Source organism: Acinetobacter sp. A47, assembly GCF_000805455.1.
Taxonomy (GTDB): Bacteria; Pseudomonadota; Gammaproteobacteria; order Pseudomonadales; family Moraxellaceae; genus Acinetobacter.
The window spans coordinates 203,453-227,008 of the sequence record NZ_JSUS01000012.1 but is presented as its reverse complement, the minus strand read 5'-3'; the positions used below and the strand labels follow the sequence as shown (position 1 = coordinate 227,008).

Here is a 23,556-nt window from a genome sequence, read left to right as displayed (position 1 = left end):
CCATGCGTGTGTTTTCAAAATTATGCTTCGCCGTGTGTAGCAGTAGCATTTTGTTTTTAACCGGCTGTCAAAGTCTGAGCCAGCCGAATAAAGTGATTGCCTCTCCACAAGTACAGGACGAAAATAATTTTAACCTGCAAGGTAAAATCGGCGTACGTACCCCGCAGCAGTCAGGCAGTGCATTTTTTACCTGGGTACAGCAACAGGACCAGTTTGATATTGAACTGACCGGCATTCTGGGGGTCGGCAAAACCCAGATTGAAGGAAAACCGGGACAGGTCAGCTTGAACAGTGCCAAAACCGGCCTGATTACAGCCTCTACGCCTGAAGAACTCCTTGAAAAAGCCACTGGTTGGCAGGCGCCGATTATGCATCTTGCCTACTGGATTCAAGCCAAACCGGCGACACCAAATGCCCAAAGCAGCAAAGATGAGCAAAATCGTCTGAAACAGCTGGTTGAAGATGGCTGGACCGTGAATTTCAGTTATCACGATGCCCAAACCCTGCCAAATAAACTGTTATTGACGCAAGCGCTTGCCGACGGCAAAGAAAACCGTATTACAATGGTGATTCAAAACCGATAATTTTTTAGATTATTTTTTATGATTAGAGTGCCTTCCCCAGCCAAGCTGAATTTATTTCTGCATATTACTGGTCGTCGTGACAATGGTTACCATGAATTACAAACCATTTTTCAGCTGATTGATTTATATGACTGGATGACTTTTGAACCGCATGCAGAGGAACATATTCAGATTGAAGGACTGGCAGAAGTACAGCTTGAACAGAATCTAATCTACCGGGCTGCCCAGCTGTTACGTCCGCATGCCAAAAAACCGTGCGGGCTGAATATCCGGATTGAAAAAAATATTCCGATGGGAGCCGGTCTTGGGGGCGGTTCATCCAATGCTGCAACAACACTGATCGTGTTAAATCAGCTATGGCAATGTGACCTCAATGAACAGCAACTTGCCGATTATGGCGTGCAACTCGGGGCAGATGTGCCGATCTTTGTTTTTGGCCGCAATGCATGGGCCGAAGGCATCGGTGAACATTTATCATTCATAGACTTAGCTCAAAAAAAATTCATAATCTTGAAACCTGACTGTTTTATCAGCACTCAACAGCTTTTTTCGCAAAAAACATTGACAAGAGATTCTAAGACCACTACATTTTGCGCCTATCAGATGGAACCTTCTAATTTTGGAAATAACTTTGAACCTCTGGCTCGACAGTTATACCCTGAAGTAGAAGAAGCAATGCAATATCTGGATCAGTTTGGTCTGGCAAAGCTTACAGGTACAGGTGCCTGTGTTTTTATCGAAGTAACCAGTGAAATGGATATAGCGTACATTTTGCAGAACTCGCCTTGTAAAGCTTACTTGGTTAACAGTTTGGCAGAATCACCTTTAAGACATTTTGCAGTTACACGCTAGGGGCGTCGCCAAGTGGTAAGGCAGCGGGTTTTGATCTCGCCATCCGTTGGTTCGAATCCAGCCGCCCCTGCCAGTTTTCACCTGTAGATGTAGATGTAATAGGGGCGTCGCCAAGTGGTAAGGCAGCGGGTTTTGATCTCGCCATCCGTTGGTTCGAATCCAGCCGCCCCTGCCATTACATAACATCAAATCTAGGGGCGTCGCCAAGTGGTAAGGCAGCGGGTTTTGATCTCGCCATCCGTTGGTTCGAATCCAGCCGCCCCTGCCATTTCTTTAGACAGACTTGTTTTTTATTGATATTTGCTCAAGTATATTGACATTATCTTATAAAAAGATTAAAGTTCTGCCGCATTAGGGGCGTCGCCAAGTGGTAAGGCAGCGGGTTTTGATCTCGCCATCCGTTGGTTCGAATCCAGCCGCCCCTGCCATATAATATATTGTTTCCAAATTACCCGTTGGAAAAATTAAAAATTTTTCCCTTGCGCTCGGTCGAAGCTTGGCTTCGCTTAACCCTCGCTCAGGTGCTTCATGCCCAATCTTGTCGTTTTCAGTGGAAGTGCTCATCCACAGTTCGCCCAAAAAGTCGTAAGCCATTTACATATTCCGCTCGGTGCTGCTTCTGTAAGCAAGTTTTCTGACGGTGAAATTTCAGTTGAAATTACTGAAAATGTTCGTGGTAAAGACGTTTTTATCGTTCAATCTACTTGCGCCCCTACCAATGATAACCTGATGGAAATCCTGGTAATGGCTGATGCTTTGCGTCGTGCAAGTGCTGGTCGTATCACCGCAGTGATTCCTTACTTCGGTTATGCACGTCAGGATCGTCGTCCACGTTCTGCGCGTGTGCCGATTACTGCAAAAGTTGTTGCAGATATGCTGACCACTGTTGGTATTGACCGTGTGGTCATGATTGACTTACACGCAGACCAAATTCAAGGTTTCTTCGATATTCCGGTTGACAACATTTACGGTACGCCAGCGTTACTGGCTGACTTACGTCAACAACAGCACCACAACCTGGTAGTGGTTTCACCTGACGTAGGTGGTGTTGTTCGTGCCCGTGCTGTTGCCAAGCAAATGGGTGATATCGATTTGGCCATCATCGATAAACGCCGCCAAAAAGCAAATGAATCACAAGTGATGCATTTGATTGGTGATGTAAAAGATCGTGACTGTGTCATTGTTGATGACATGGTCGATACAGCAGGTACGCTTTGCAAAGCTGCGGACGCATTGAAACAGTTCGGTGCCCGCCGTGTGGTAGCTTATGCGACCCACCCTGTTTTATCAGGCAAAGCCATTGATAACCTTCGTAACTCTGTAATTGATGAACTCGTTGTTACTGACACGATTCCACTTTCAGATGATGCAATGAGCCTAGGCAAAATTCGCCAGGTTTCTGTTGCCAGCATGGTTGCTGAAACAATTCGTCGTATCAATAACGAAGAATCTATTAGCGCTATGTTCGATAGTTATCTATAATAGCCCAGCTTTTTTTCTTAAACCCTAGCTCGCTAGGGTTTTTCTATCACTAAACTGGTCGCAAGTTTAGTTACTTAAACTCCAATGAGGATATGCCCATGGCAAACTTCGTATTAAACGCTCAAGCACGTGAAGTCGCACAACAAGGGAAAGGTTCGAGCCGCCGCCTTCGTCACGCTTCACAAATTCCAGCAATCATCTACGGTGGTAGCGCTGAGCCTGTAGCAATTACTTTAGAGCTTCGTGAAATCGTTAAAGCTTTAGAAAACAACGCTTTCTTCGAAGAAGTAATCGAAATCAAAATCGGTGACAAAGTTGAAAACGTTAAAATCCAAGCGTTACAACGTCACCCAGCAAAAAACACACCTATGCACGCTGACTTCAAACGCGCGTAAGTGTTAAAGGCGTAAATTAGTGTCAAATATTTCGCTAATTGTTGGTTTGGGCAATCCCGGAAAGGAATATGCCCAAACCCGCCATAATGCAGGGTTCTGGTTCGTAGAACAGCTTGCAGACCGTTATGGCATTTCTTTAAAAGCTGATCCAAAATTTCATGGATACAGCGGTCGTGGCCAGATTGAAGGTCATGACGTCCGTTTATTACTTCCTACCACTTTCATGAACCGTTCTGGTCAAAGTGTTGCCCCTTTCGCCAAATTTTACCAGATTGCACCTGAAGCAATGCTAATTGCCCATGATGAACTGGATATGAACCCTGGCGTTATCCGTCTAAAAACAGGCGGCGGACACGGCGGACATAATGGTCTTCGTGACATCGTCCCTCATCTGGGTGCTAATTTCCATCGCCTGCGCATCGGTATTGGACATCCCGGGTCAAAAGAACGTGTTTCTGGTCATGTGCTCGGCAAGGCTCCTAGCAGTGAACAAGCGCTAATGGACGCAGCCATTGATCATGCCTTATCCAAAGTGAACATGCTTGTTGATGGACAAGTGTCACAGGCAATGAATCAAATTAATGCTTATAAACCCGCTTAAACCGGATTGTTGATCAATCACGCTTGCCATATTGCTTTTTTAGGCGCAAAATGCGCATCGAACCGCCCATAGCCCGCGGAAAACGTGACAAGTCAACCATAAGATATTGATCTTAGGTCTTACTCAGGAGACGCTAGCCATGCTATCTCGTTTATTAAAATGTAAAATTCACCGTGCAGTTGTGACGCATGCCGAGCTTCATTATGAAGGTTCGTGTGCAATTGATGGCGTATTGATGGACTTGGCAGGGATTCGTGAATACGAAGAAATCCACGTATGGAACGTCACGAATGGCAAACGTTTCACCACTTATGCAATCCGTGGTGAAGACGATTCAGGCATTATCTCGGTCAATGGTGGCGCAGCCCATCAGGCTGATGTGGGTGATTTGGTGATTATTGCGACTTTTGGTGACTTTACAGAAGCCGAAGCCAATCTGCATAAACCACGTCTGGTTTATGCAAATCCGGACAATACCGTGAATCACACAGCAAACTGTATTCCGGTACAAATTGCATAAAGCATAAAAGATTCCTAAAAAGCCATGAGATACTTCAGATGCAGCTCATGGCTTTTTTATTGCTCCAGCTCAACCCGCCCTTCTGCACATACAAAAACACGTCAAAACAACTGCCGCTTTTACGCAACCCGGCTTGTAAAAAGCCCCCATAATTTATTCAATAAATAGAAAACAAGCATAATTTGAATTATATGGATATTGTGAACATTTTGAGCAAAAGTGCTCTTTTTGCCGAGTTAGATCCGTCCGCGCTTGAGACACTGGGATCGTCTTGTCATATACGCCATCTACAAACAGGACAACAGCTCTATTGCACGCATGATATTGCCGATCATGTGTATATTGTGGCCTATGGCCGGGTCAAACTCACCACACCTGAAGGCTCGGTCACCTATTATGGCCGTCATGAAATTGTGGGGGAAACCGGCGTCATTTCCAACCAGCCTCATCACTGTACAGTCAATGCTGTGCGGGACACGGCCTTATTGGGCATACCACGTCAGCCATTTTTAGATTTTATCCATCAACACCCTAAAGTGCTTTTTGCCTTATCACGACTCATCATTAACCGCTCTCAACCGGAACAACAGCACCTCCATGCCATGGGACATAGCCGGACCCTTTCCGTCATTCCGGTCTCTCTTCATATTCCAGCCATCCACCTGGCAGAAAAGCTGACAGAACACCTGCAACGCTGGCCACAGGTACGTCTGGTCACGGCAGCCCATGTCGATGCGTTATTTGGTAGCGGGTTTAGCCAGACCCCGCTGGACTATGGCATGGATGATATCAAGCTGCGGCAATGGCTTGCCAGCCTTGAAGAAAAACATTGCTATGTGCTGTATGCGGCAGATAATAGCGAAGATGAATGGGCCAAACGTTGCCTGCATCAGGCAGACCGGATTCTGATTCTGGCAGAAGCCAGCCAGATACCGACCCAGACCCCTCTCTCGCATGCTCTCAACCGGCATGACTGGCAAAGCCCGATTGAACTGGTGTTACTTCGCTCCGAGGGTGATCCTTCGCCCCATACCCTGCTCTGGAAGCAGCTGTATCAGGCCCGCGCCCATTATTTTATTCATCCATGGGCCCAAGCCGATATCTGTGCAGTGGCACGCCAGATTTCCAGTCAGGGGGTTGGCTTGGTTCTTGGCGGTGGCGGGGCACGGGGCTTTGCACATATTGGCCTGATTCGCGCACTGGAACAGTTACAGATTCCCATCGACATTGTCGGAGGCACCAGTATGGGGGCTTTTGTTGCCGCACTGGTGGCCTGTGGTTTTGACAGCGTAGAAATGACCCATATCGCCTATGAAACTTTTGTGGCGCGCAATTATCTCAACGATTACACCATGCCACGGGTTTCACTGATTCGTGGACAACGCTTCCATAGCCGTCTGCATGCCATTTTTGGGCAGCGCCGGATTGAAGAGTTACGACAGACCTATTACTGCATCTCTACCAATCTGACCACTGGACAGGCCGTCATTCATGATCAGGGGGAACTCGCCACCTGGGTCGGCACCAGCATGAGTGTGCCAGGCGTTGCCCCGCCCGTAGCCTGGCATGAAAACCTGCTCTGTGACGGAGGTGTGATTAATAACCTGCCCACCGATGTCATGCAGAATCTGGAACGAGGTACCATTATCGCTAGCAATGTCAGTTTGCATGATGATATCCGGGTACCCGGAATTGGCCTGGAGGAGCCAGATCAGAGTGCCCTGCTCAACTGGAACAAGCTGATCAAGGATAAACTGTTACATGCACCAAGATTGGCCGAGATCCTGATGCGCACGGCAACCCTTGCCAGCGATACCATGATTCAAAGTGCAGCGATTGAACGGGCCAATTTGCATATCCGTATGCCGATTGAGGGTATTGGCATGTTTGACTGGCATAAACTGGACGAACTGGTCGAACGGGGGTATGAGCATGCACTCGAAATGCTCATGCCTGTTCGGGACACCCTTCCCTATTCCTGACCTTGACTCTCCCTGCCAGTAAATGATGACTGAATCTGGTACCGCTCCAGCAAGGCATCAAGATATTGATAGGTTTCCGGATCTAGCTGCTGCATATAGCTATCCAGTATCCGGTGACATTGCTGCTGTTTCCCTGCAGGCATACGCCGCATAATGTCAAAGGTGACTTCCCACTGGGAACGCAATAACGAAGCATAAGCAATATGATGTAATACATGCTCATCAATTTGGGCAATTGCTGCTGCAACCACATCTCTTGCTTCATCCTGCATATAATTGACTATCACCAGCATATCTGCCCATAAGTCACAACGATCAGCAGCCTCGACAATACTCCGGATAATCTCTACACGTCTTAAAGCCGGCAAATTGGCAACAAAATTCTGTGCCTGTGCTGACAGGCAAGCCACCACAGGCAGCATATCTTCCCATAACTGGTCTTCCTGAGTGGCCTGAATAATCGCATTGATCACCGGTTCACCCTGCTGAACTGCCAGATCTCCCAGCTCTTGCTTCAATCCATAGCTGATATAGCTCATCAGCGCCAGAACTTTTGGCCACATCTGCCTTTGTTCTGGGTCACCAATAATTAGCAATGCCTTTTCGATTCGCGGCCTTGGCAAGACATGTACCAGATGATCAATCTGTTCTCTGGATTCAATATAAAAAGCAATTTCCAACAGGTCACTTTCATTTTCCACAATCAGTGCAACATCTTGTAAAACCGTGTCGGACAGCATACTGACAAAACGCCCCATAGTGACAAAATCACGCTGTTGCAGCAGAACCCGGCTAATATCTGTAATCTGGTGTGTAGTGAGGTAACCCAACAGCTCTCTGGCCAGTCGTGGGTCAAGATGCACGGCAATGGCTGCAATGGTTTTGGCAGGTAAATGCCGGGCTATGCGGTATGAACTCTCGGTTGAGAGATAGACTGCAATTTGCGCAACAATAAAAGGATCTAAAAAATGCTTTACCCAGAACACACTGATCCAGCGTGGCAGCCAGCTCACCCAGACAGCCAGAGAACGAAAGCGTTTTTTCTGCTGGTTTTGCAAACGCTCCAGAATCGCAAAACGAAACTGCCTTAAACTTTCAGGTTCCAGAAAATGCATAAAAGCCAGCTGTTGCTCGGGTACATGCAAAATACGCGCAAGTTTAATAATTTCGGCCTGTACGGCAAGTCGTGCCATCCGATTTCCCCATCAGGCCCGGGTTCTGATTAACCAGCGCAAAAAAAAGGGAGTCTGATAAAGCCCCTGTTTCAGTTTTTGTTCTTCAATTTGAATGGTTTTTTCTAATTGCTGATTTAACCAGGCCAAATCCTGTTTAGACAGCTGCGAAAACGCTTTCAGGCTCATCACAGGCCGATGTAATTGTTGTGCCAATTGTTCCAGTTCAGCAGGATAATGCTTGTCCATATCAGGCGTGCTCCACATTATTGTTGTTGTATCTTTTTAGTCTATGCCCAATTCAAATGGATTACCAGCTTCAGCGACAAGGTGCAAAACGTCTTCTTGAGGCAACGGCCTTCCTGTTTTTTATAGAACGATACATTCTATAAAAAGTTCCCTTTTCATTTAAAAATCTGGCTATAATCGAAGACATCGCTTCAGGGCGGGGTGAAATTCCCCACCGGTGGTAAGTCAGGCATCACATTTAAATGACCTGACCAGCCCACGAGCCTGTATATATTGATATATACTCGCAGATTTGGTGAGATGCTAAAGCCGACGGTATAGTCCGGATGAAAGAAGACGAAACCACAAAAACACGCTTGCGCGTTGTTTTGGTGTGCGCTTATTTTTACATCAGTCCTGAAATGTTCAACCGTATCCTATTTACGAGAGCGTTTCATTATGTCAAGTTTAATTCAATCCGAACTGTTCTTTTCAGCCCTCTCCCCCGCTGAACAACGTATTCAACAAGCTTTAGAAGATATCCGCCAAGGCAAGCCTGTGCTGGTAATGGATGATTTTGACCGCGAAAATGAAGCCGACCTGATTATTGCTGCCGAGACCTTGACGGTCGAAACCATGGCACAAATGATTCGAGATGGTTCCGGTATTGTATGTCTATGTCTGACCGAAGCACTGGCAGATCATTTAGAACTTCCACCGATGGTGGTGGATAATTCCAGCCAGTTTAAAACCGCGTTTACCGTCACGATTGAAGCAGCCCAGGGTGTGACCACTGGCGTATCAGCCAAAGACCGTGTGACTACAGTTTTGGCAGCCACCAAAGAAGGTGCTGTGGCCAGCGACCTGAACCGTCCGGGCCATGTTTTTCCGCTACGTGCCCGTGAAGGGGGGGTTCTGACCCGTCGTGGTCATACCGAAGGTACGATTGATCTGGCCCGTCTGGCTGGTTTAAAACCCTCTGGCGTATTATGTGAATTGACCAATCCTGATGGTTCAATGGCGTCAGGTATTCAGGTATTGGCTTATGCACAAACCCATGGCCTGACCGTGATCAGCATTGAAGAACTGGTGCAATACCGTCTCAAACATCATATTTAATTAAAATAAAAAGCCTCGATATTTCGAGGCTTTTTATGACTTGGTTTTTAAGACACTTTCCGTTCTGCATCCAGCTCAGCCACCGTTTCAATCAGCTGGCTAAATTGAGAAATCTGCGTCACGGGCTGTGCCTGAGCCAGTTCTTCTGCCCGGCCATAACCATAATTGACCGCAATGGTTTCAATCCCGTTGGCGCGTGCGCCCATAATGTCATATTGACGATCCCCCACCATGATACATTGCTGGGCATCAAGATGTTCCTGCTCCAGGATATAAGCAATCAAGTCCGCTTTATTGGTTCGCTCGCCAGTCAGCTCACTGCCATAGATGGCGGTAAAATACGAATCGAGTTTGAAATGAGCCAGAATTTGTTTGGCAAAAACCACTGGCTTGGCGGTAGCAAGAAATAGTCGATAACCCTCAGCCTGTAATTGCTGCAAGGTCTCTGCAACTGACGGATAAACTTCATTTTCAAATAAGCCCGTCACTGAAAAACGCTCACGGTAAGCCAGTAATGCCTGCTCGGCCAGCTCATCATCTTGCGTATCGAGCAATTTTGCCAGAGAAGCTTTCAATGGTGGCCCGATGGTCCAGTCCAGATCAACATCCTCAGCCAAAGGACGGCCTAACTTTGTCAAAGCATAACGAATTGAACCATGAATGCCTGTTTTGGGATCAGTTAAAGTCCCGTCCAAATCGATTAGAATATTTTTGATCGTCATTCGTTCAATCTCTTACAGCCTTACACAACACAGTCGAGAGTTTCTCGAAACTTCCCTATACTACCGTATATTGAACTCTAAAAGGAAATTGCAGTGCGTCCGACCGTGCTTTGTTTTTCAGGTTTAGATCCCTCTGGCGGGGCTGGCTTACAGGCAGATATTGAAGCCATTGGACAAAGTGGCGCACATGCAGCCATTGCCTGTACCGCTTTGACCATTCAAAACTCTCAACAGGTATTTGGCTTTGAAGCCACTTCCAGAGAACTCTTGCTGGCTCAGGCCAATGCCGTGGTCGGAGATTTGCCAATTAAATGTGTAAAGTCCGGCATGCTGGGCACCACCGATAATATTGCAGCACTGGCCGAATTCTTACGCGCCCATCCCGATTATCTGTATGTGCTTGACCCTGTACTGGTCGCCAATAGTGGCGGCTCACTGGGCGATCAGGCCACACTAGTGCAAGCCTTTGTTGAATTGATTCCCTTAGCGACAGTCATCACCCCCAATACGGTTGAATTAAGAGCGTTAACAGGTCTGGAAGATATTGAACAAGCCACGCAAAAACTGTTTGAAATGGGTGCCAAAGCCATTTTAGTCAAAGGGGGTCATGAAGATACACCAGATCATATCCGTAATGTGCTGTATGCAGATGGAAAAATGATAGCCGAAAGCCGTTGCCCGCGTCTGGAAGGACAATATCATGGCTCAGGTTGTTCTCTGGCCAGCTTCATTGCGGGTCGACTGGCACTCGGGGATACATTGAAAATTGCCGTCCAGCATGCCGAAACCTGGCTATTTGGCGTACTTAAACAGGCCGAAACCCCAGTACCGGATGGGCAAAAGATTCCAAAACGCTTTTAAATACCGTATCAGTCGATGGGCTTATGAGCTAAGTAGCAATAAAAAAGGCGCATTTCGCGCCTTTTTTAGATACAGGGATTATTGTGGAATACGCAATACCTGACCCGGGAAAATGTCATCAGCATTTTTAAGGAGTGGACGGTTTGCTTCAAAAATCTTGTTGTACTGGTTTGGATCACCATAATATTCTTTTGAAATCTTCGACAGGTTATCGCCCGATTTCACTGTATAGAATTTACTTTCAGGTTCAGGTGCTTCTACCGTCATTTGATCATCTACTTGCGCAACATGATCAATATTTCCGACAGCCAATACAATCTTTTCTTTATCTGCCTGGCTCTTGACCTGACCTTTAATGGTTGCCGTATCTGTCGTACCGTTATAAGTCACCGACAAACCTTCAACCCCTAACCCTAAACTTTTAATCAAACCTAATAATTTATTGGCAATCTCTTGAGCTGACGGTTCAGCTGGTGTTGCCGGTGCAGCTTGCGGTTCTGCCGGTGCTGTATTTTTTTTACCGATACCTTTAACAAAATCAAAAAGACCCATTGTTATTACCTCTGTAATTATTAATCACGCATCGTCAAAATAGACTTACTTTAGTTATACAGAAAAAAAAAGCGACACAAGTTTCAATTTAAGGATGTCTTGTAAATATATGTATATAGGCGAAAACTCCAGTAGTTCGTGTTATTTTTATGTTTCCTGTAACCATAAAAAAGCCACCTGACGGTGGCTTTTTTATCATGCAAGATAATTAACCAAGTTTCTTGGTTACGTAATCGATTGCAGACTGAACTGTTGTGATTTCATTTGAATCTTCATCTGGAATCGTGATGTCGAAATCGTTTTCGAAAGACATTACAAGTTCAACCAGATCCAAAGAGTCAGCACCTAAGTCATCCATGAAAGATGCTTCGTTTTTAATCTCTTCAGCACGCATACCTAATTGTTCAGCTACTGCTTGTTTGATGCGTTGTTCGATATCGCTCACAGGAATTCTCCTCATTGCTTGTGGCGTTTTAATTTGCCACTAGTTTAATTGAATATAAAAATTTTTAAAAGTTTATACATCGCCAGTTAAGCCATGTATAGACCACCATTTACGTGTAAAACTGTACCAGTAATGTAACTCGCCTTATCGCTGGCAAGAAAACTCACCGCATCCGCAATATCTTGAGGTTCACCTAAACGATTTAAAGCAACTTGATCAGTCATTTTTTTACGAATCTCTTCGCTTAACTGTTCAGTCATTTCAGTGGCAATAAAGCCTGGGGCTACACTGTTCACTGTAATCTGACGGCTCCCCATCTCTTTGGCCAGGCTACGGCTGAATGCTTCAATGCCTGCTTTTGCTGCCGAGTAGTTCGCCTGTCCAGGGTTGGCAAAATGGGCAACCACTGAACTGATATTGATAATGCGGCCAAAACGCGCTTTGGTCATGCCTTTCAAGACACGCTTAGAGAGACGGTAAACGGCTTTCAGATGAATATTGAGAATGTCGTCCCAGTCATCTTCCGACATACGGAGCAGCAGGTTGTCTTTGGTAATGCCGGCATTGTTGACCAATACCAGTACCGAACCATATTTTTGCTCGATATCGGAAACCAGTGCGTCAATCGCAGCGCCATCACGAACATCAAGTACAGCACCTGCACCTTGTTCAGCAAAGCTTTCTGTCAGCTTTTGCGCGCCTGACTCAGAAGTTGCGGTACCCACCACAAAAAAACCGTCTTGAATGAGTTGCTGTGCAATCGCTGCGCCAATACCACGGCTCGCTCCTGTCACTAACGCAACTTTTCGTTGTTGTGTCATGCAATTTTTCCTTCTGCCACTAAAACTGCGTTCAGGGCATCTTCCATACGTGCTTTGCTATCAATGGCAAATGCTTTTTCTATGTTCGGTAATCGCTTGGCAAGATTGCTGAGTACAGTCCCCGGTCCACATTCAACCATGTACTGGATTCCCTGATCTTGCAGATATTGCATGGTACGTGTCCATTGAACCGACTGGTACAACTGGGCTGTTAATGCCTGACGTAACTGGGCAACATCTGTCGCGATTTCCGCGTTGACATTTTGTATTACAGGAAGGCATGGTAGCTCAATGGCAGTTTGTTCCAAAGCTTCAGCAAACTTCTCTGCGGCCGGCTTCATTAATGAGCAGTGCGACGGTACAGAGACAGGTAATGCAATGGCTTTACCAGATTGTTCCTTTGCCGCTGCCATCACCTGCTGAACCAGTGCTGCACTGCCGGCAATCACGACCTGCCCCTGGGCATTATAGTTTGCAGCTTCAACCGAGCCTGCTCCAGCCGCTGATGCCTGTTCACACAGCTCAACCACTTTTTCATCTGCCAGCCCAAGAATGGCGGCCATCGCGCCTTCACCTTGCGGAACAGCGCTCTGCATCAGCTTGCCACGTAAATGAACCAGCTTGACTGCATCTGCCAGCGTCATCGCATTTGCAGCAACAAGCGCACTGTATTCCCCTAAAGAGTGACCTGCCAGGTATTTAGGTGCAATTCCGCCCAGTTCCAGCCATACACGCCACAACGCAATGCTGGCAGTCAATAATACCGGTTGGGTATTTTCAGTCTGGTCTAAACCTTCACCGCTTTGGGCAATATGCCAAAGATCAAAACCCAGTGCTGCCGATGCTTCTGCAAATGTATCTTGAACGACACTAAACTGCTCTGCAAGTTCAGCCAGCATACCCGCTTTCTGTGAGCCCTGACCTGGAAAAACAAAAGCTGTTTTTGTTGCTTGAGCAGCCTGCTCAAGTCGTTTAGTCGACATATAAAAATCCTTAAAATGGTCTATCGCCAATTTGATCAACACGCATGATTTTACATGAGAATGACCACAGACTCTTTTCCGATGCGGCAATTTACCATTGATTAAATCGTTTTTTAATTGCGAAAAACAACAAAAAAGGGAGCTTTCGCTCCCATTTTTTCTATACTTTAAGCTAACGCTTAATGCATATGGTTCAATTATTCAGCATCAGCTGCTTTAGCGAATAATTGACGACCACGGTAAATACCGTCTTTAGTCACGTGGTGACGACGATGAGTTTCACCAGTAGTTTGGTCTACAGATAATGCATTCTCGGTTAAAGCGTCATGTGAACGGCGCATGTCACGGCGAGAGCGACTTTTACGGTTTTGCTGAACGGCCATGATGGCTCCTTACAAAGATCGAAAAAATGGATCAGAACAAATTCAGTTGTCTTAACTCAACATTATATCACAAATTATGAGTTAAGTTTACCCTTCAAACTTGCCAAAACATCAAACGGGTTATCCCGTTTCTCTTCGACAACGTCCTGAATGGCAGGTCGATGCTTATGCTCACAAACATCATGCTTGGGAGATAAAGGCATCAACAATAACAGTTCATCTTCTAGTAGTGCGAGCAAATCAATCGAAGCAGGTGTATCAAAATCACCTTTTTTCGAAGACTCGCTTTCACCTAGAACGATGAAATCAGCATCCTCATCCAAGCGCTCTATCAGTGACTCATCATCGATCAAGGCTAAATGAAAATCTGAAACAAGTTCGGTTTCAACGGTATCCAGACAGCGCTGGCATTCCATTGGTACCTTTGTTTCAATATGTCCATCTAGCCATACAATGCGATGATAGGCATCCATTGATAGCTTACAGTCTATGTTGATCAATTGATCATTAATTGATCCAACAGCTTCACGGGCAATACGAGCAAAGCGAGACAATGGCAGTGTACCTGACCATGTAAAGCCTTGTTCAGCCCATTTAAACGGCTCAATCTGTGCCGGAAAGGTATTTGCTGACATAATTAAGGCGGCAATTCTACAAATTCATCGGTACTCTGTCAAAGATTAAGATACAATTTTGTACTTCTTTAGACAGAACTCGGGGTAAATTAAGCAATGCACCTGTTGCAGCCGCAACTTGAAGTAACAACTTCATCACTTGTTAGCACCCATTCAACCTCTGTTCCCGTGTTAGCGCCAGATCAAGTGCAACGTTCATCTTGGCAAAAGTTAACTTCGGAACCAGAACAGGTCGATTGGCTTATTTTACACTTTAATCACTGGTTTTCCCACCATAATGTCATACTTGTTAAAGGTGATTTTGAACCAGAATATTTCCCGGCCTCAGCACAACAGCCTGCCCGTATCCAGTTTGCCCACGGTTTCTTCAATAGCGCACTGCATGAAATTAGCCACTGGAGCATCGCCGGTGAACAGCGTCGCCAGCAACCTGATCTGGGTTACTGGTATGCCCCTGATGGCCGCAGCGCAGAACAGCAATCCCTGTTTGAACAGGTTGAGATCAAGCCACAGGCAATTGAATGGTTATTTGCTACGGCTTTCGGACGCAAGTTCCGTGTTTCACTGGACAACCTGACTGGCGAAGGCGGAAATGGCCAGCAGTTTAAGGACAATGTCTTTGCCCAGGTCCAACGTTATTTTTCCGGTGAAGCCAGATTGCCACGTGATGCAGCGCTTTTCATTGACTATATCTGTATCTGCACACGTCACGGCCAGCCCTTACAGCTGGACGAATTTAAACGTGAAGACCTTGATTAAGGGACAAAAATATCACATGCAGTGCTTGCAACTTGACCTAAACCCGCTTCATACTCAATTTAGCCATATAGATCAGGGAGTTCTAAGATGTTGCATTTACATATTCATCCTGAAAATCCGCAGGCTCGCTTAATTAACCAGGCCGTTGAACGTATTCGTGCGGGTGATGTGGTGGTTTACCCGACCGATGCAGCCTACGCCATTGGCTGCCAGATCGGCAACAAAAATGCCATGGAGCGGATTGCCCAGATTCGTGGACTTGGCCCGAAACACCAGTATGCGATTATGTGCTGTGATTTATCTGATATTGCCACCTATGCCAAAGTCGATAATGCCATGTATCGCTTATTGAAAAATAATACCCCGGCAGTCACCACCTTTATTTTGCCAGCGACCAGCGAAGTTCCCAAGCGTCTAATGCATCCGAAGAAAAAAACCATCGGCTTGCGCATTCCAAGTAATCCTGTTGCTCAGGCGTTGCTAAAAGAACTTGGTGAACCGTTACTGACCAGTACCTTGATCTTGCCCGAACACAAAGATCCGCTAGATGATCCATACGATATTGAAAACCAGTTGGGTAAACGCATTGATGTGTTTATTGACAGTGGTTTCGGAACCTTATCAACCACCAGTATTGTCGACCTGTCCGGAGAAAATCCTGAAATCGTGCGTCGTGGTGTGGGCGATGTCAGTGCTTTTGAGTAAGTACTGACCTCTGTTTTTCATCTCCGCAGCTCAGGCATAGGGAAAGTGTGGGCATTCTGCCAGCACCTGCTGGGTACTTTGTATTTTCTGGCCAGCCCCATTAAAAATTTCAATTTCAAAGCTAAGCCGGTCTTCAATTAAAAGACCATACACCTTGGTTCTTGTGCTTTGTTTAAGCGTTTGAAAGTTTTTCAGAAAGATACAGCTTTGCTGCTGGAGCTGCGCAACACTGACCCCGTTACCCACGGGCTGGCCACGTAATTTCATCTTTACCCGGATCTTTGGATAATGATTGACGGCATGAATGTCCATATTCCATTTAAAAGCTGTCGGGTTGGCATGATGATTGATTTTGCTGACAATCATTCTGCCCAGATATTGCCTTAAAAGATCTTTTTGAACTGCCGGATTATTCCAGATCAAAAAACTCCCGATCAAGGCAAACAGCAAGGTCAGCCCGAGCACTACAATTATTTTTCTTTTCATTTAAATGTATTACCGCGATTTTTCTCACACAAGAATTATGCCTGAAACCCGGTTCAGCTTTCAAAGAATTCTGTCAGGCGCTGTTTTTGCAACCCTTGGGCATTAAAGTTCTCCGGCTTTAGCCATTGCTGATAACTCTGCATCAAAGCAGGCCACTCTTCATCCAGCATGGAAAACCATGCAGTATTGCGATTACGCCCCTTGGTGATACGGTCCTGCCGGAACAGACCTTCATACTGAAAACCAAAGCGTAAGGCCGCAGCTTTAGAAGGTGCATTGCAGTCATCGCATTTCCATTCTATCCGTCTAAAACCATGCTTAAAACATTGCTGCAAGAGCAGAAATATGGTCTCTGTCGAAGCTCGGGATTGTTTCATCTTATGTGAATAGTACACATTGCCGATTTCTATTGCGCCATATTCGAGCCGTGGATGCAATAATGCAATCCAGCCCTGCACTTGCCCTTCCACCTCAATCAGAAAATGCGCCCCCTCCCGAAAACCAAAAGTGTTGTCCAGAGTTTCTCTTAACTGTTCTTTGCTCGGTGGCGCAGGATAAGGTAAATATGTCCAGCAGCCTGCATTCGGTTCAGTGGCGACCGCTTGCCAGATCTCGGAGGCGGCCTGATCGGAAATCGGACCGGCAATATGGATCAGTTTTACATATTGTCCTGTCAGGTTTTGTTCAACAGGCTGACATGGTGGTTGATCAACACTAAAGCCTATCATTTGTCCAAACGGGTTCTGTTGCGTTTTTAAATATTGTTTCATAGCAGTTTATAATTGGGCAGCAGTTATGATTTTCGTTGCTCATTTAAGCACAAGTCTTTTCTATGGCCTAGCTGATCGTACAGAAATCAGAAAATACCCTGAGAAGTTTAAGGTTTTTGTAAGTCAGCAATTTATTAAATGGGGGAATTCGATTAGAATAGCCCTGCTCCTGTTAGCATGTGCTTTTTTCTGCACAAAAATTATATCTTTCATGCTTTTGAAAATTCGCGTGGCTTATAACGGTAATGAACCAAATTCTCCCCTCTCCACTGGAGTCCACTCCTTCCATTCGCGTGCTTGACGAGTGGCAGGAAGTCATACCTGAAGATTTGTATATTCCGCCGGCCGCGTTTGAAATTTTACTGGAACAGTTTGAAGGTCCGCTGGACTTCCTGATTTATCTGATCCAAAAAAACGGCTTTGACCTGTTACAGCTGGATATTTCTCCGATTGCCACCCAATATCTGTCTTATATGGACAGCATGAAGTCCTTGAATATTGAACTGACGGCGGATTATATGGTGATGGCGGCACTGCTGGCTGACCTGAAATCGCGCCTGTTACTGCCTAAACCGGCCTCTGTAGAGCAGTTTGAAAAAGATCCTAAACAGGAACTGATTGACCGGCTGGAAACGTATTTACGGATCAAGCAGGCGGCAGAACGTCTGGGACAAATGCCGATCTTCGAGCGCGACACCTTTAGCACCAATGTCAGTATTGGCCATATTGCCCCGGTGTATGAAGGCTATGATGTTAACACCTTACGTGACGCCATGTTTTGCGTATTTAACCGTCCTGAGCCGGTTACGCATGTGGTCGCACAAGAACCGGTCTTGCTCGAAGAACGGATTGCTTTTATTGAAAGCCAGCTTGCTTCAGGAGAAGCTTTGAGTTTTATTGAACTGTTAAATCCCAAGCAAGGCCGGATGGGAATGGTGGTGACATTTATGGCGGTACTTGAGCTTACCCGTCAGCAAAAAATCCAGATCATCCACACCGGAGTGGAAGCACCTTTAACCATTCAGGGAGCCGCCGCATGAGCCTAGACCCGCTGGAACAGAATGAAAACATTTCTCTGGAAGACATTCATCATGATGTTTTATTGCAGATTGAAGCAATCCTGTTTGCCAGTGACTCACCAGTCTCGCTTGCACGTTTAAAAGAAGCCTTTCAAAACCAATATAATAAGCAACAATTGCGTACCTTTGTGCAGCAACTCGCCATGTTGCAGCATGGCCGTTCGATTGAATTAATTGAAACCGCACAAGGTTTTCGTTTTCAGGTGCGCGCCAAATATCGCAATATCATTGCACAGGTCTGGCCGGAACGTCCGACCAAGTTATCGCCATCTTTACTCGAAACTGTCGCAGTGATTGCCTACCATCAGCCTGTAACCCGGGCAGATATCGAGCAGATTCGTGGTGTTTCAAACAATAGCCAGATTTTGAGAACGCTTTTTGACTGGAACTGGATCAAAGAAGCCGGTTTCAGAGATTTACCCGGAAGACCTGCGTTGCTGATTACAACGCCCCAGTTTTTAAATGCATTTGGTTTAGCCTCGCTAGGCCAGTTGCCTCCCCTGCAGAACGCCAAGGAAGCATTCATGGCTCTCGATGCACATGCACCGAAGTCTTGAGAGGTGAACTGTTGATCATTATGTCTAAGGTTGTGCTGTCATGAGTGAAAAATTACAAAAGGTTTTAGCGAGAGTCGGGTTAGGCTCGCGTCGCTATATGGAGGAGGTCATTGCTGCTGGTCGTGTCAGCATTAATGGCCGTATTGCCCAGGTCGGTGAACGGATCGAACCGGGTGATGAACTGCGTATTGATGGACGTAAAATACAGTTCCAGATTGAAGACGAAATCCGTCGTCGTGTATTAATTTACTATAAGCCGGAAGGTGAAATCTGCTCGCGCAATGATCCGGAAAAACGTCCGACCGTATTTGACCATTTACCACAAATTGCCAATGACCGCTGGGTCATGGTCGGTCGTCTGGATATTAACAGTACGGGCCTGTTGTTGTTTACCAACGATGGCGAGCTGGCCAACCGTTTAATGCACCCTTCAAATGAAGTGGAGCGTGAGTATGCCGTTCGCGTGATGGGCGAAGTGACTCCGCAAATTCGCAATAACATGCTCAAAGGGGTTGAGCTTGAAGACGGGCCAGCCAAATTCGAATCTTTCTCCGAAATTGGTGGTGACGGGATCAACCGCTGGTATCAGGTTGTGGTGAAAGAAGGACGGAATCGCGAAGTGCGCCGTATTTTTGAATCACAAGGCCTCAAAGTTAGCCGCCTGTTACGTACCCGTTATGGCACGGTGATTTTACCGCGTGAATTGCGTACTGGTCGCTGGATGGAACTGGATAAAACCGACATCGATAATCTGGCCAAATCTGTCGAGCTAAAACCGCGTCAGGGTACCGGCCTGTTCGGTATGGCAAAACGCCGTACCGAGCGTATGGCAGACAAGCCGATGACTGCACGCCGTGGCGGTTATTTACGTCAGCAACGCCGTGATGATGAACAGCAAGACCAACGTTCAGGTGGTCAGGGCGCCAATGGTCGTAAAACCATCGGCTTCAACAAGGGCTTCAAGAAGTTTTAAAGCTTTCGCCTGACAATAAAAAACGCCCGGCTCCGGGCGTTTTTTTATGCCTTGACCGAATGATGAGAGGCAACGCCTTGCGGAATGGCATTCAGCAGTTTTCGGGTATATTCGTGTTGTGGATGTAAATACAGCTGGTCTGAATTGGCAATTTCAACCAGTTCACCATGATTCATCACCATCACCTGATCTGAAATATATTTCACCACAGATAAATCATGGGAAATAAAGATATAGCTCAGTCCATATTCATCCTGTAGATCTTGCAGTAAGTTCAGAACCTGTGCCTGCACCGACACATCCAGCGCTGATACGGATTCATCACAAATCAGGATTTCGGGCTTTAAGGTCAGGCACCGTGCAATTGCAATCCGCTGCCGTTGTCCTCCAGAAAATTCATGCGGATAACGATCATAGGCATGTGCAGGCAGACTGACCCGCTCCAATAGTTCCAGCGCAATTTTTTTACGCTCGGCTTCATTGTCACCAATGCCATGTATCCGCATGGGCTCCAGCAAGATCTGTCCGACGGTAAAACGCGGGTTGAGTGAGGCATAAGGATTCTGGAAAATGATCTGGATCTTGCGTTGATACTGGCAAAACTCTTTCTCACTCATGGCCAGAATATCTTTTCCTCCCATCAGCGCCTGCCCACCGGTCGCTTCGTGCAAGCGCATCAACAGCAGTCCGATGGTGGTTTTTCCGGAGCCCGACTCACCGACCAGTGCCAGTGTCTTGCCTTTTGCAAGCTGAAAAGATACTCCCTTGACCGCCTGAAACTCCTCACGTCCCCATAATCCTTTACGGCTATAAAACGACTTTTTCAGGTCTTTGACTTCCAGAACAATCTGTTCATCGCCATTTAGACCACGAGAACGTTGCTTCAGGTTCAACTCGGACAAGTTGCTCACTTCAACCAGCTGGCCGTGTTCCTGCTTCATGAAATCGCTGGTCACAGGCAGGCGGTAAGGACGTGATGCCAGCTGCGGACGACACAGCAGCAAGGCTTTGGTATATACATCTTGTGGTCGTTCCAGCACTTGCCCAGCAGGGCCACATTCGCGAATTTCGCCGTGGCGCATGACAATCACCTCATCGGCAATTTCTCCCACCAGCGCCAGATCATGAGTAATAAACAACATCGACATTTCATGACGTTGCCGTAATGATTCCAGCAAGTCAATGATCTGCTTTTGAATGGTGACATCCAGCGCCGTGGTGGGTTCATCGGCAATCAGGAGCTTCGGCTCACAGGCAATCGCCATGGCGATCATGACCCGTTGCTGCTGCCCGCCAGAAAGCTGGCTGGGATAAGCATCTATTTTGGTTTCAGGAGCAGGAATACCGACTTCCTGAAGCAACTCCAGTACCCGTGCCCTCGCTTGCTTGCGCCCCATTCCCAGATGAATGCGCAAAACCTCGGCAATCTGGTCGCCGACAGTAAACACCGGATTTAATGAGGACATCGGCTCCTGAAAGATCATGGCGATGTCTTTACCACAAATCTTGCGGATTTCTCTGGCAGACAAGTTAAGCAGGTCTTTGCCTTCAAAGCAGATCTGGCTATGTGCTGCAATCTGGCTTTGTCCTTTGGGTAACAGCCCCATCACGGCCAGGGAAGTAACCGACTTACCGCTGCCAGACTCGCCGACCAGCGCGACGGTCCTGTTTTTAGGAATGGAAAATGAAATTCCCTTAACCGTCTCAATCCATTGTTTATTTTCACCCTTAAAGCTGACACGAAGATTGTCGACACGTAATAGCGCGGTTTCATTGTGTTGCTGCATTTTTTTCTCTCCGCTATTTCAACTTGGGATCAAGGGCATCACGTAATGCATCGGTAAACATTGAAAATGCCGTGACCAGAACAGCCATGGCAATCGACGCCGCTGCCAGTTGCCACCATTTCCCCAAAATCAGTTCACTTTGCGCTTCATTGAGCATACTGCCCCAAGACACCACACCGACCGGTACACCAAAACCAAGGAAGCTGAGGATCACTTCAGATTTGATAAATGACACCACCAGAATCGAGATCTGAACCAGCGCAATATGGCTGACATTAGGAAAAATATGCACGAACATACGGCGTAAGTGACTGACACCGATGGCTTTGGCAGCCAGCACATATTCACGCGACTTGTGTTTCATATATTCGGCACGAATCAGACGGAATACCCCGGTCCAGCCCGTCAGACCAAGAATGAGTACAATCGATAAAATCCCTTTTTGCTGCAATACCGCAGCAATTGCCAGCACCAGCAACAAATAGGGAATCGAGGTAAAAATGTTATAAAACCAGTTCAGGATGTCATCGACCCAGCCACCGAAATAACCGGCAATCGCACCGAGAACCGTCCCGATTACCACCGCCAGCACCGCCGACAGCAATCCCACCAGAATTGAAGTTTCAGCGCCCTTGATGGTTTTTAACAGGATATCCTGTCCCCATTTATCGGCACCAAAGGGTAACGTGGTTTTTAATTGCTGTTGTTGATCCAGCAGGTGGCCGCCCAGTTGCTGGTCAATCTGTTTCATGTCCTCCGCCAATGGATCAACCACGCCATAATGATCCACATAGCCGCCTTGCTGTTCGCTCTGGATCTCGCTATTGAGCTGGTGGATTACCTCTTTTAATGGATCAACCGGATTTTCCGGCAGCGTTTGCGTAAGCTCTGCTACTTTCTGCGCTTGTGAAGCCTCAGTATCGGCACCTAAAAACGTGGGAGGTGCATAACTGACCGCCACTTCCTTATTCCAGCTGGAGGCGATGACGCCGCTCATGGATAAAGCCAGCAAGATGAAATAGCACAGCACCACCAGAAATGAAATGACTGCTATGCGGTCCGATTTCAGTCGCTTTAATGCCAGTTGCCATAACCCTGTGGCTGCAGCGGGTTGTGCCGGGGAGCTTTTGCCTTTAAAAATTGTACTTAACATGGTGATTTCCCCTACTTCAACTGAACACGAGGATCAAGCAGCTTATAGATCAGATCGGCGATCAGGTTAAATATCATGGTCAAGGCCGCAATATAGACGGTGATGGCCTTGATCACGGGGAAATCACTGCGCTCAACCGCAATAATAATTTCACGTCCAATCCCGGGAATGCCAAAGAAACGCTCGATCAGGAATGCACCGATCAACAAGGCAGGCAAGCTGGCCATCACTTCGGTCACAATCGGAATCGCGGCATTACGCAACACATGTACGCCCAGCACCCTTGACTCTCCTACGCCTTTGGCCCGGGCCGTACGTACATAGTCCTGATTAATCTCATCCAGCACAAAACTACGATACAGCCGTAAGGTCGGGGCAATACTCACCACCAGCATGATCAGGATCGGTAGCAAGGCATACTGAAACAGGTTTTCTCTAAAACTGTCACTCCAGCCCTGCACCGGAAACCAGCTGAGCTGATAGGCCAGAACATACTGAAAAACAATGATATACACCAAAATACTAATCGACATGCCAATGGTACATAGCATCATCACCATACGGTCTGTCAGTGAGCCCCGCACCGAAGCAACCGCCAGAGCCAGGATGATTGAAATCACCGTTTGCAAGATTGTAAGCGGGATCAACAGGGTCAGTGACGGGCCTAAACGGGTCAAGATAATCTGTGAGACCGACTCGCCGGTACTCCAGCTTGCGCCATAGTCAAAGCTGAGAATCTGCTTGATAAAAATCCACAGCTGCACGTAATAAGGTTGATCTACGCCCAGCTGCTTGCGGATGTTTTCAATTTGCTCCGGGTTCGACATTTTGCCTGCCAGGATATATGCAGGATCGCCCCCCACCCAGTTAAATAAAAAGAAAATGAGCAAAATAACACCCAACATGGTCGGGATCATTTGCCATAGTCTGCGTACGACATAAGCAAGCAT

At 46.7% G+C, this 23,556-nt stretch carries 28 protein-coding genes, 4 tRNA genes and 1 riboswitch; of the genes, 18 read left to right on the top strand and 14 right to left on the bottom strand.

Going from position 1 to position 23,556, the window contains the following annotated elements:
* The first annotated feature begins 2 nt into the window (after positions 1 to 2).
* The 11 genes from lolB (at position 3) to OC23_RS04895 (ending at position 6,416) form a co-directional block, all read left to right on the top strand.
* Positions 3 to 584 (top strand): lipoprotein insertase outer membrane protein LolB, encoded by a 582-nt coding sequence (lolB, locus tag OC23_RS04945; protein WP_038343202.1) that lies wholly within the window; start codon positions 3 to 5, stop codon positions 582 to 584.
* An 18-nt stretch (positions 585 to 602) separates the two neighbouring features.
* Positions 603 to 1,436: a 4-(cytidine 5'-diphospho)-2-C-methyl-D-erythritol kinase gene (ispE, locus tag OC23_RS04940; protein ID WP_038343201.1), complete on the top strand. Its 834-nt coding sequence runs from the start codon at positions 603 to 605 to the stop codon at positions 1,434 to 1,436.
* Positions 1,435 to 1,509 (top strand) — tRNA-Gln (locus tag OC23_RS04935). Before ispE ends, OC23_RS04935 begins: the two co-directional genes overlap by 2 nt.
* Before the next feature lie 27 nt (positions 1,510 to 1,536).
* Positions 1,537 to 1,611 (top strand) — tRNA-Gln (locus OC23_RS04930).
* Positions 1,612 to 1,629: 18 nt separating this feature from the next.
* Positions 1,630 to 1,704, top strand: a tRNA-Gln gene (locus OC23_RS04925).
* Positions 1,705 to 1,789: 85 nt separating this feature from the next.
* Positions 1,790 to 1,864, top strand: a tRNA-Gln gene (locus tag OC23_RS04920).
* 100 nt (positions 1,865 to 1,964) lie between these two features.
* Positions 1,965 to 2,918, top strand: a complete 954-nt coding sequence (locus OC23_RS04915) for a ribose-phosphate pyrophosphokinase (protein ID WP_038343200.1) — start codon at positions 1,965 to 1,967, stop codon at positions 2,916 to 2,918.
* Positions 2,919 to 3,016: 98 nt separating this feature from the next.
* Complete coding sequence (rplY, locus tag OC23_RS04910) at positions 3,017 to 3,313, top strand: 50S ribosomal protein L25 (RefSeq protein ID WP_005229026.1); 297 nt, start codon at positions 3,017 to 3,019, stop codon at positions 3,311 to 3,313.
* 19 nt (positions 3,314 to 3,332) lie between these two features.
* Positions 3,333 to 3,914 carry an aminoacyl-tRNA hydrolase gene (gene pth, locus OC23_RS04905; protein WP_038343199.1) on the top strand — a complete coding sequence of 194 codons (582 nt, stop codon included), beginning with the start codon at positions 3,333 to 3,335 and terminating at the stop codon, positions 3,912 to 3,914.
* A gap of 139 nt (positions 3,915 to 4,053) precedes the next feature.
* The gene (gene panD, locus OC23_RS04900; RefSeq protein ID WP_038343197.1) at positions 4,054 to 4,434 is read left to right on the top strand and encodes an aspartate 1-decarboxylase; all 381 of its coding nucleotides are present in this window, start codon (positions 4,054 to 4,056) and stop codon (positions 4,432 to 4,434) included.
* Between the two features lie 191 nt (positions 4,435 to 4,625).
* Positions 4,626 to 6,416, top strand: a complete 1,791-nt coding sequence (locus tag OC23_RS04895; RefSeq protein ID WP_038343195.1) for a patatin-like phospholipase family protein — start codon at positions 4,626 to 4,628, stop codon at positions 6,414 to 6,416.
* Here the strand turns inward: OC23_RS04895 and OC23_RS04890 are convergent.
* Together OC23_RS04890 and OC23_RS04885 are read right to left on the bottom strand one after the other, a co-directional pair.
* Complete coding sequence (locus tag OC23_RS04890) at positions 6,407 to 7,609, bottom strand: hypothetical protein (RefSeq protein ID WP_038343194.1); 1,203 nt, start codon at positions 7,607 to 7,609, stop codon at positions 6,407 to 6,409. The two genes, OC23_RS04895 and OC23_RS04890, sit on opposite strands and share 10 nt — an antisense overlap.
* Before the next feature lie 12 nt (positions 7,610 to 7,621).
* Positions 7,622 to 7,837, bottom strand: a complete 216-nt coding sequence (locus OC23_RS04885) for a hypothetical protein (RefSeq protein ID WP_038343193.1) — start codon at positions 7,835 to 7,837, stop codon at positions 7,622 to 7,624.
* A 184-nt stretch (positions 7,838 to 8,021) separates the two neighbouring features.
* Positions 8,022 to 8,179, top strand: a riboswitch (FMN riboswitch).
* Positions 8,180 to 8,275: 96 nt separating this feature from the next.
* Here OC23_RS04885 and ribB point away from each other — a divergent pair.
* A complete protein-coding gene (gene ribB, locus OC23_RS04880) occupies positions 8,276 to 8,935 on the top strand; it encodes a 3,4-dihydroxy-2-butanone-4-phosphate synthase (RefSeq protein ID WP_038343192.1) in 660 nt (219 codons plus the stop codon).
* Positions 8,936 to 8,982: 47 nt separating this feature from the next.
* Here the strand turns inward: ribB and OC23_RS04875 are convergent, their stop codons facing one another.
* A complete protein-coding gene (locus tag OC23_RS04875; RefSeq protein ID WP_038343190.1) occupies positions 8,983 to 9,657 on the bottom strand; it encodes an HAD-IA family hydrolase in 675 nt (224 codons plus the stop codon).
* A 93-nt stretch (positions 9,658 to 9,750) separates the two neighbouring features.
* Between OC23_RS04875 and OC23_RS04870 the strand changes: the two genes are divergently transcribed.
* Positions 9,751 to 10,518 carry a hydroxymethylpyrimidine/phosphomethylpyrimidine kinase gene (locus OC23_RS04870; RefSeq protein ID WP_038343188.1) on the top strand — a complete coding sequence of 256 codons (768 nt, stop codon included), beginning with the start codon at positions 9,751 to 9,753 and terminating at the stop codon, positions 10,516 to 10,518.
* Between the two features lie 78 nt (positions 10,519 to 10,596).
* Here OC23_RS04870 and lysM read toward each other — a convergent pair whose 3' ends face one another.
* The 6 genes from lysM to OC23_RS04840 all read right to left on the bottom strand — a co-directional run bounded on the left by lysM (position 10,597) and on the right by OC23_RS04840 (position 14,337).
* A complete protein-coding gene (lysM, locus tag OC23_RS04865) occupies positions 10,597 to 11,070 on the bottom strand; it encodes a peptidoglycan-binding protein LysM (RefSeq protein ID WP_004770891.1) in 474 nt (157 codons plus the stop codon).
* 208 nt (positions 11,071 to 11,278) lie between these two features.
* A complete protein-coding gene (acpP, locus tag OC23_RS04860) occupies positions 11,279 to 11,515 on the bottom strand; it encodes an acyl carrier protein (RefSeq protein WP_004655272.1) in 237 nt (78 codons plus the stop codon).
* An 86-nt stretch (positions 11,516 to 11,601) separates the two neighbouring features.
* On the bottom strand, positions 11,602 to 12,336 hold the full coding sequence (gene fabG / locus OC23_RS04855) for a 3-oxoacyl-ACP reductase FabG (RefSeq protein WP_038343185.1): 735 nt from the start codon (positions 12,334 to 12,336) through the stop codon (positions 11,602 to 11,604).
* Positions 12,333 to 13,319 (bottom strand): ACP S-malonyltransferase, encoded by a 987-nt coding sequence (gene fabD / locus OC23_RS04850; RefSeq protein ID WP_038343184.1) that lies wholly within the window; start codon positions 13,317 to 13,319, stop codon positions 12,333 to 12,335. Before fabD ends, fabG begins: the two co-directional genes overlap by 4 nt.
* A gap of 197 nt (positions 13,320 to 13,516) precedes the next feature.
* Positions 13,517 to 13,702: a 50S ribosomal protein L32 gene (gene rpmF / locus OC23_RS04845; protein WP_004638135.1), complete on the bottom strand. Its 186-nt coding sequence runs from the start codon at positions 13,700 to 13,702 to the stop codon at positions 13,517 to 13,519.
* Positions 13,703 to 13,776: 74 nt separating this feature from the next.
* On the bottom strand, positions 13,777 to 14,337 hold the full coding sequence (locus OC23_RS04840; RefSeq protein ID WP_038343182.1) for a YceD family protein: 561 nt from the start codon (positions 14,335 to 14,337) through the stop codon (positions 13,777 to 13,779).
* A gap of 96 nt (positions 14,338 to 14,433) precedes the next feature.
* Between OC23_RS04840 and OC23_RS04835 the strand changes: the two genes are divergently transcribed.
* Positions 14,434 to 15,096, top strand: a complete 663-nt coding sequence (locus OC23_RS04835) for an elongation factor P hydroxylase (protein ID WP_038343181.1) — start codon at positions 14,434 to 14,436, stop codon at positions 15,094 to 15,096.
* 87 nt (positions 15,097 to 15,183) lie between these two features.
* The gene (locus tag OC23_RS04830; protein WP_038343180.1) at positions 15,184 to 15,801 is read left to right on the top strand and encodes an L-threonylcarbamoyladenylate synthase; all 618 of its coding nucleotides are present in this window, start codon (positions 15,184 to 15,186) and stop codon (positions 15,799 to 15,801) included.
* A gap of 30 nt (positions 15,802 to 15,831) precedes the next feature.
* On the opposite strand, the gene OC23_RS19405 is transcribed toward OC23_RS04830, so the two are convergent.
* A complete protein-coding gene (locus OC23_RS19405; protein ID WP_227505537.1) occupies positions 15,832 to 16,287 on the bottom strand; it encodes a hypothetical protein in 456 nt (151 codons plus the stop codon).
* A 53-nt stretch (positions 16,288 to 16,340) separates the two neighbouring features.
* Entirely contained in the window at positions 16,341 to 17,057 is a 717-nt protein-coding gene (locus OC23_RS04820; protein WP_038343179.1) for a GNAT family N-acetyltransferase, read from the bottom strand.
* A gap of 245 nt (positions 17,058 to 17,302) precedes the next feature.
* Between OC23_RS04820 and OC23_RS04815 the strand changes: the two genes are divergently transcribed.
* The 3 genes from OC23_RS04815 to rluB are packed head-to-tail and all read left to right on the top strand — an operon-like array spanning position 17,303 to position 19,666.
* Entirely contained in the window at positions 17,303 to 18,097 is a 795-nt protein-coding gene (locus OC23_RS04815) for a segregation and condensation protein A (RefSeq protein WP_038343178.1), read from the top strand.
* Positions 18,094 to 18,693 (top strand): SMC-Scp complex subunit ScpB, encoded by a 600-nt coding sequence (scpB, locus tag OC23_RS04810; protein ID WP_038343176.1) that lies wholly within the window; start codon positions 18,094 to 18,096, stop codon positions 18,691 to 18,693. Before OC23_RS04815 ends, scpB begins: the two co-directional genes overlap by 4 nt.
* Positions 18,694 to 18,733: 40 nt before the next feature.
* A complete protein-coding gene (gene rluB / locus OC23_RS04805; RefSeq protein WP_038343174.1) occupies positions 18,734 to 19,666 on the top strand; it encodes a 23S rRNA pseudouridine(2605) synthase RluB in 933 nt (310 codons plus the stop codon).
* Positions 19,667 to 19,710: 44 nt separating this feature from the next.
* Here rluB and OC23_RS04800 read toward each other — a convergent pair whose 3' ends face one another.
* The 3 genes from OC23_RS04800 to OC23_RS04790 are packed head-to-tail and all read right to left on the bottom strand — an operon-like array spanning position 19,711 to position 23,556.
* Entirely contained in the window at positions 19,711 to 21,453 is a 1,743-nt protein-coding gene (locus OC23_RS04800; protein ID WP_038343172.1) for an ABC transporter ATP-binding protein, read from the bottom strand.
* A 13-nt stretch (positions 21,454 to 21,466) separates the two neighbouring features.
* Positions 21,467 to 22,606 (bottom strand): ABC transporter permease, encoded by a 1,140-nt coding sequence (locus OC23_RS04795; protein WP_038343170.1) that lies wholly within the window; start codon positions 22,604 to 22,606, stop codon positions 21,467 to 21,469.
* Positions 22,607 to 22,617: 11 nt separating this feature from the next.
* On the bottom strand, positions 22,618 to 23,556 hold the full coding sequence (locus tag OC23_RS04790; RefSeq protein ID WP_038343168.1) for an ABC transporter permease: 939 nt from the start codon (positions 23,554 to 23,556) through the stop codon (positions 22,618 to 22,620).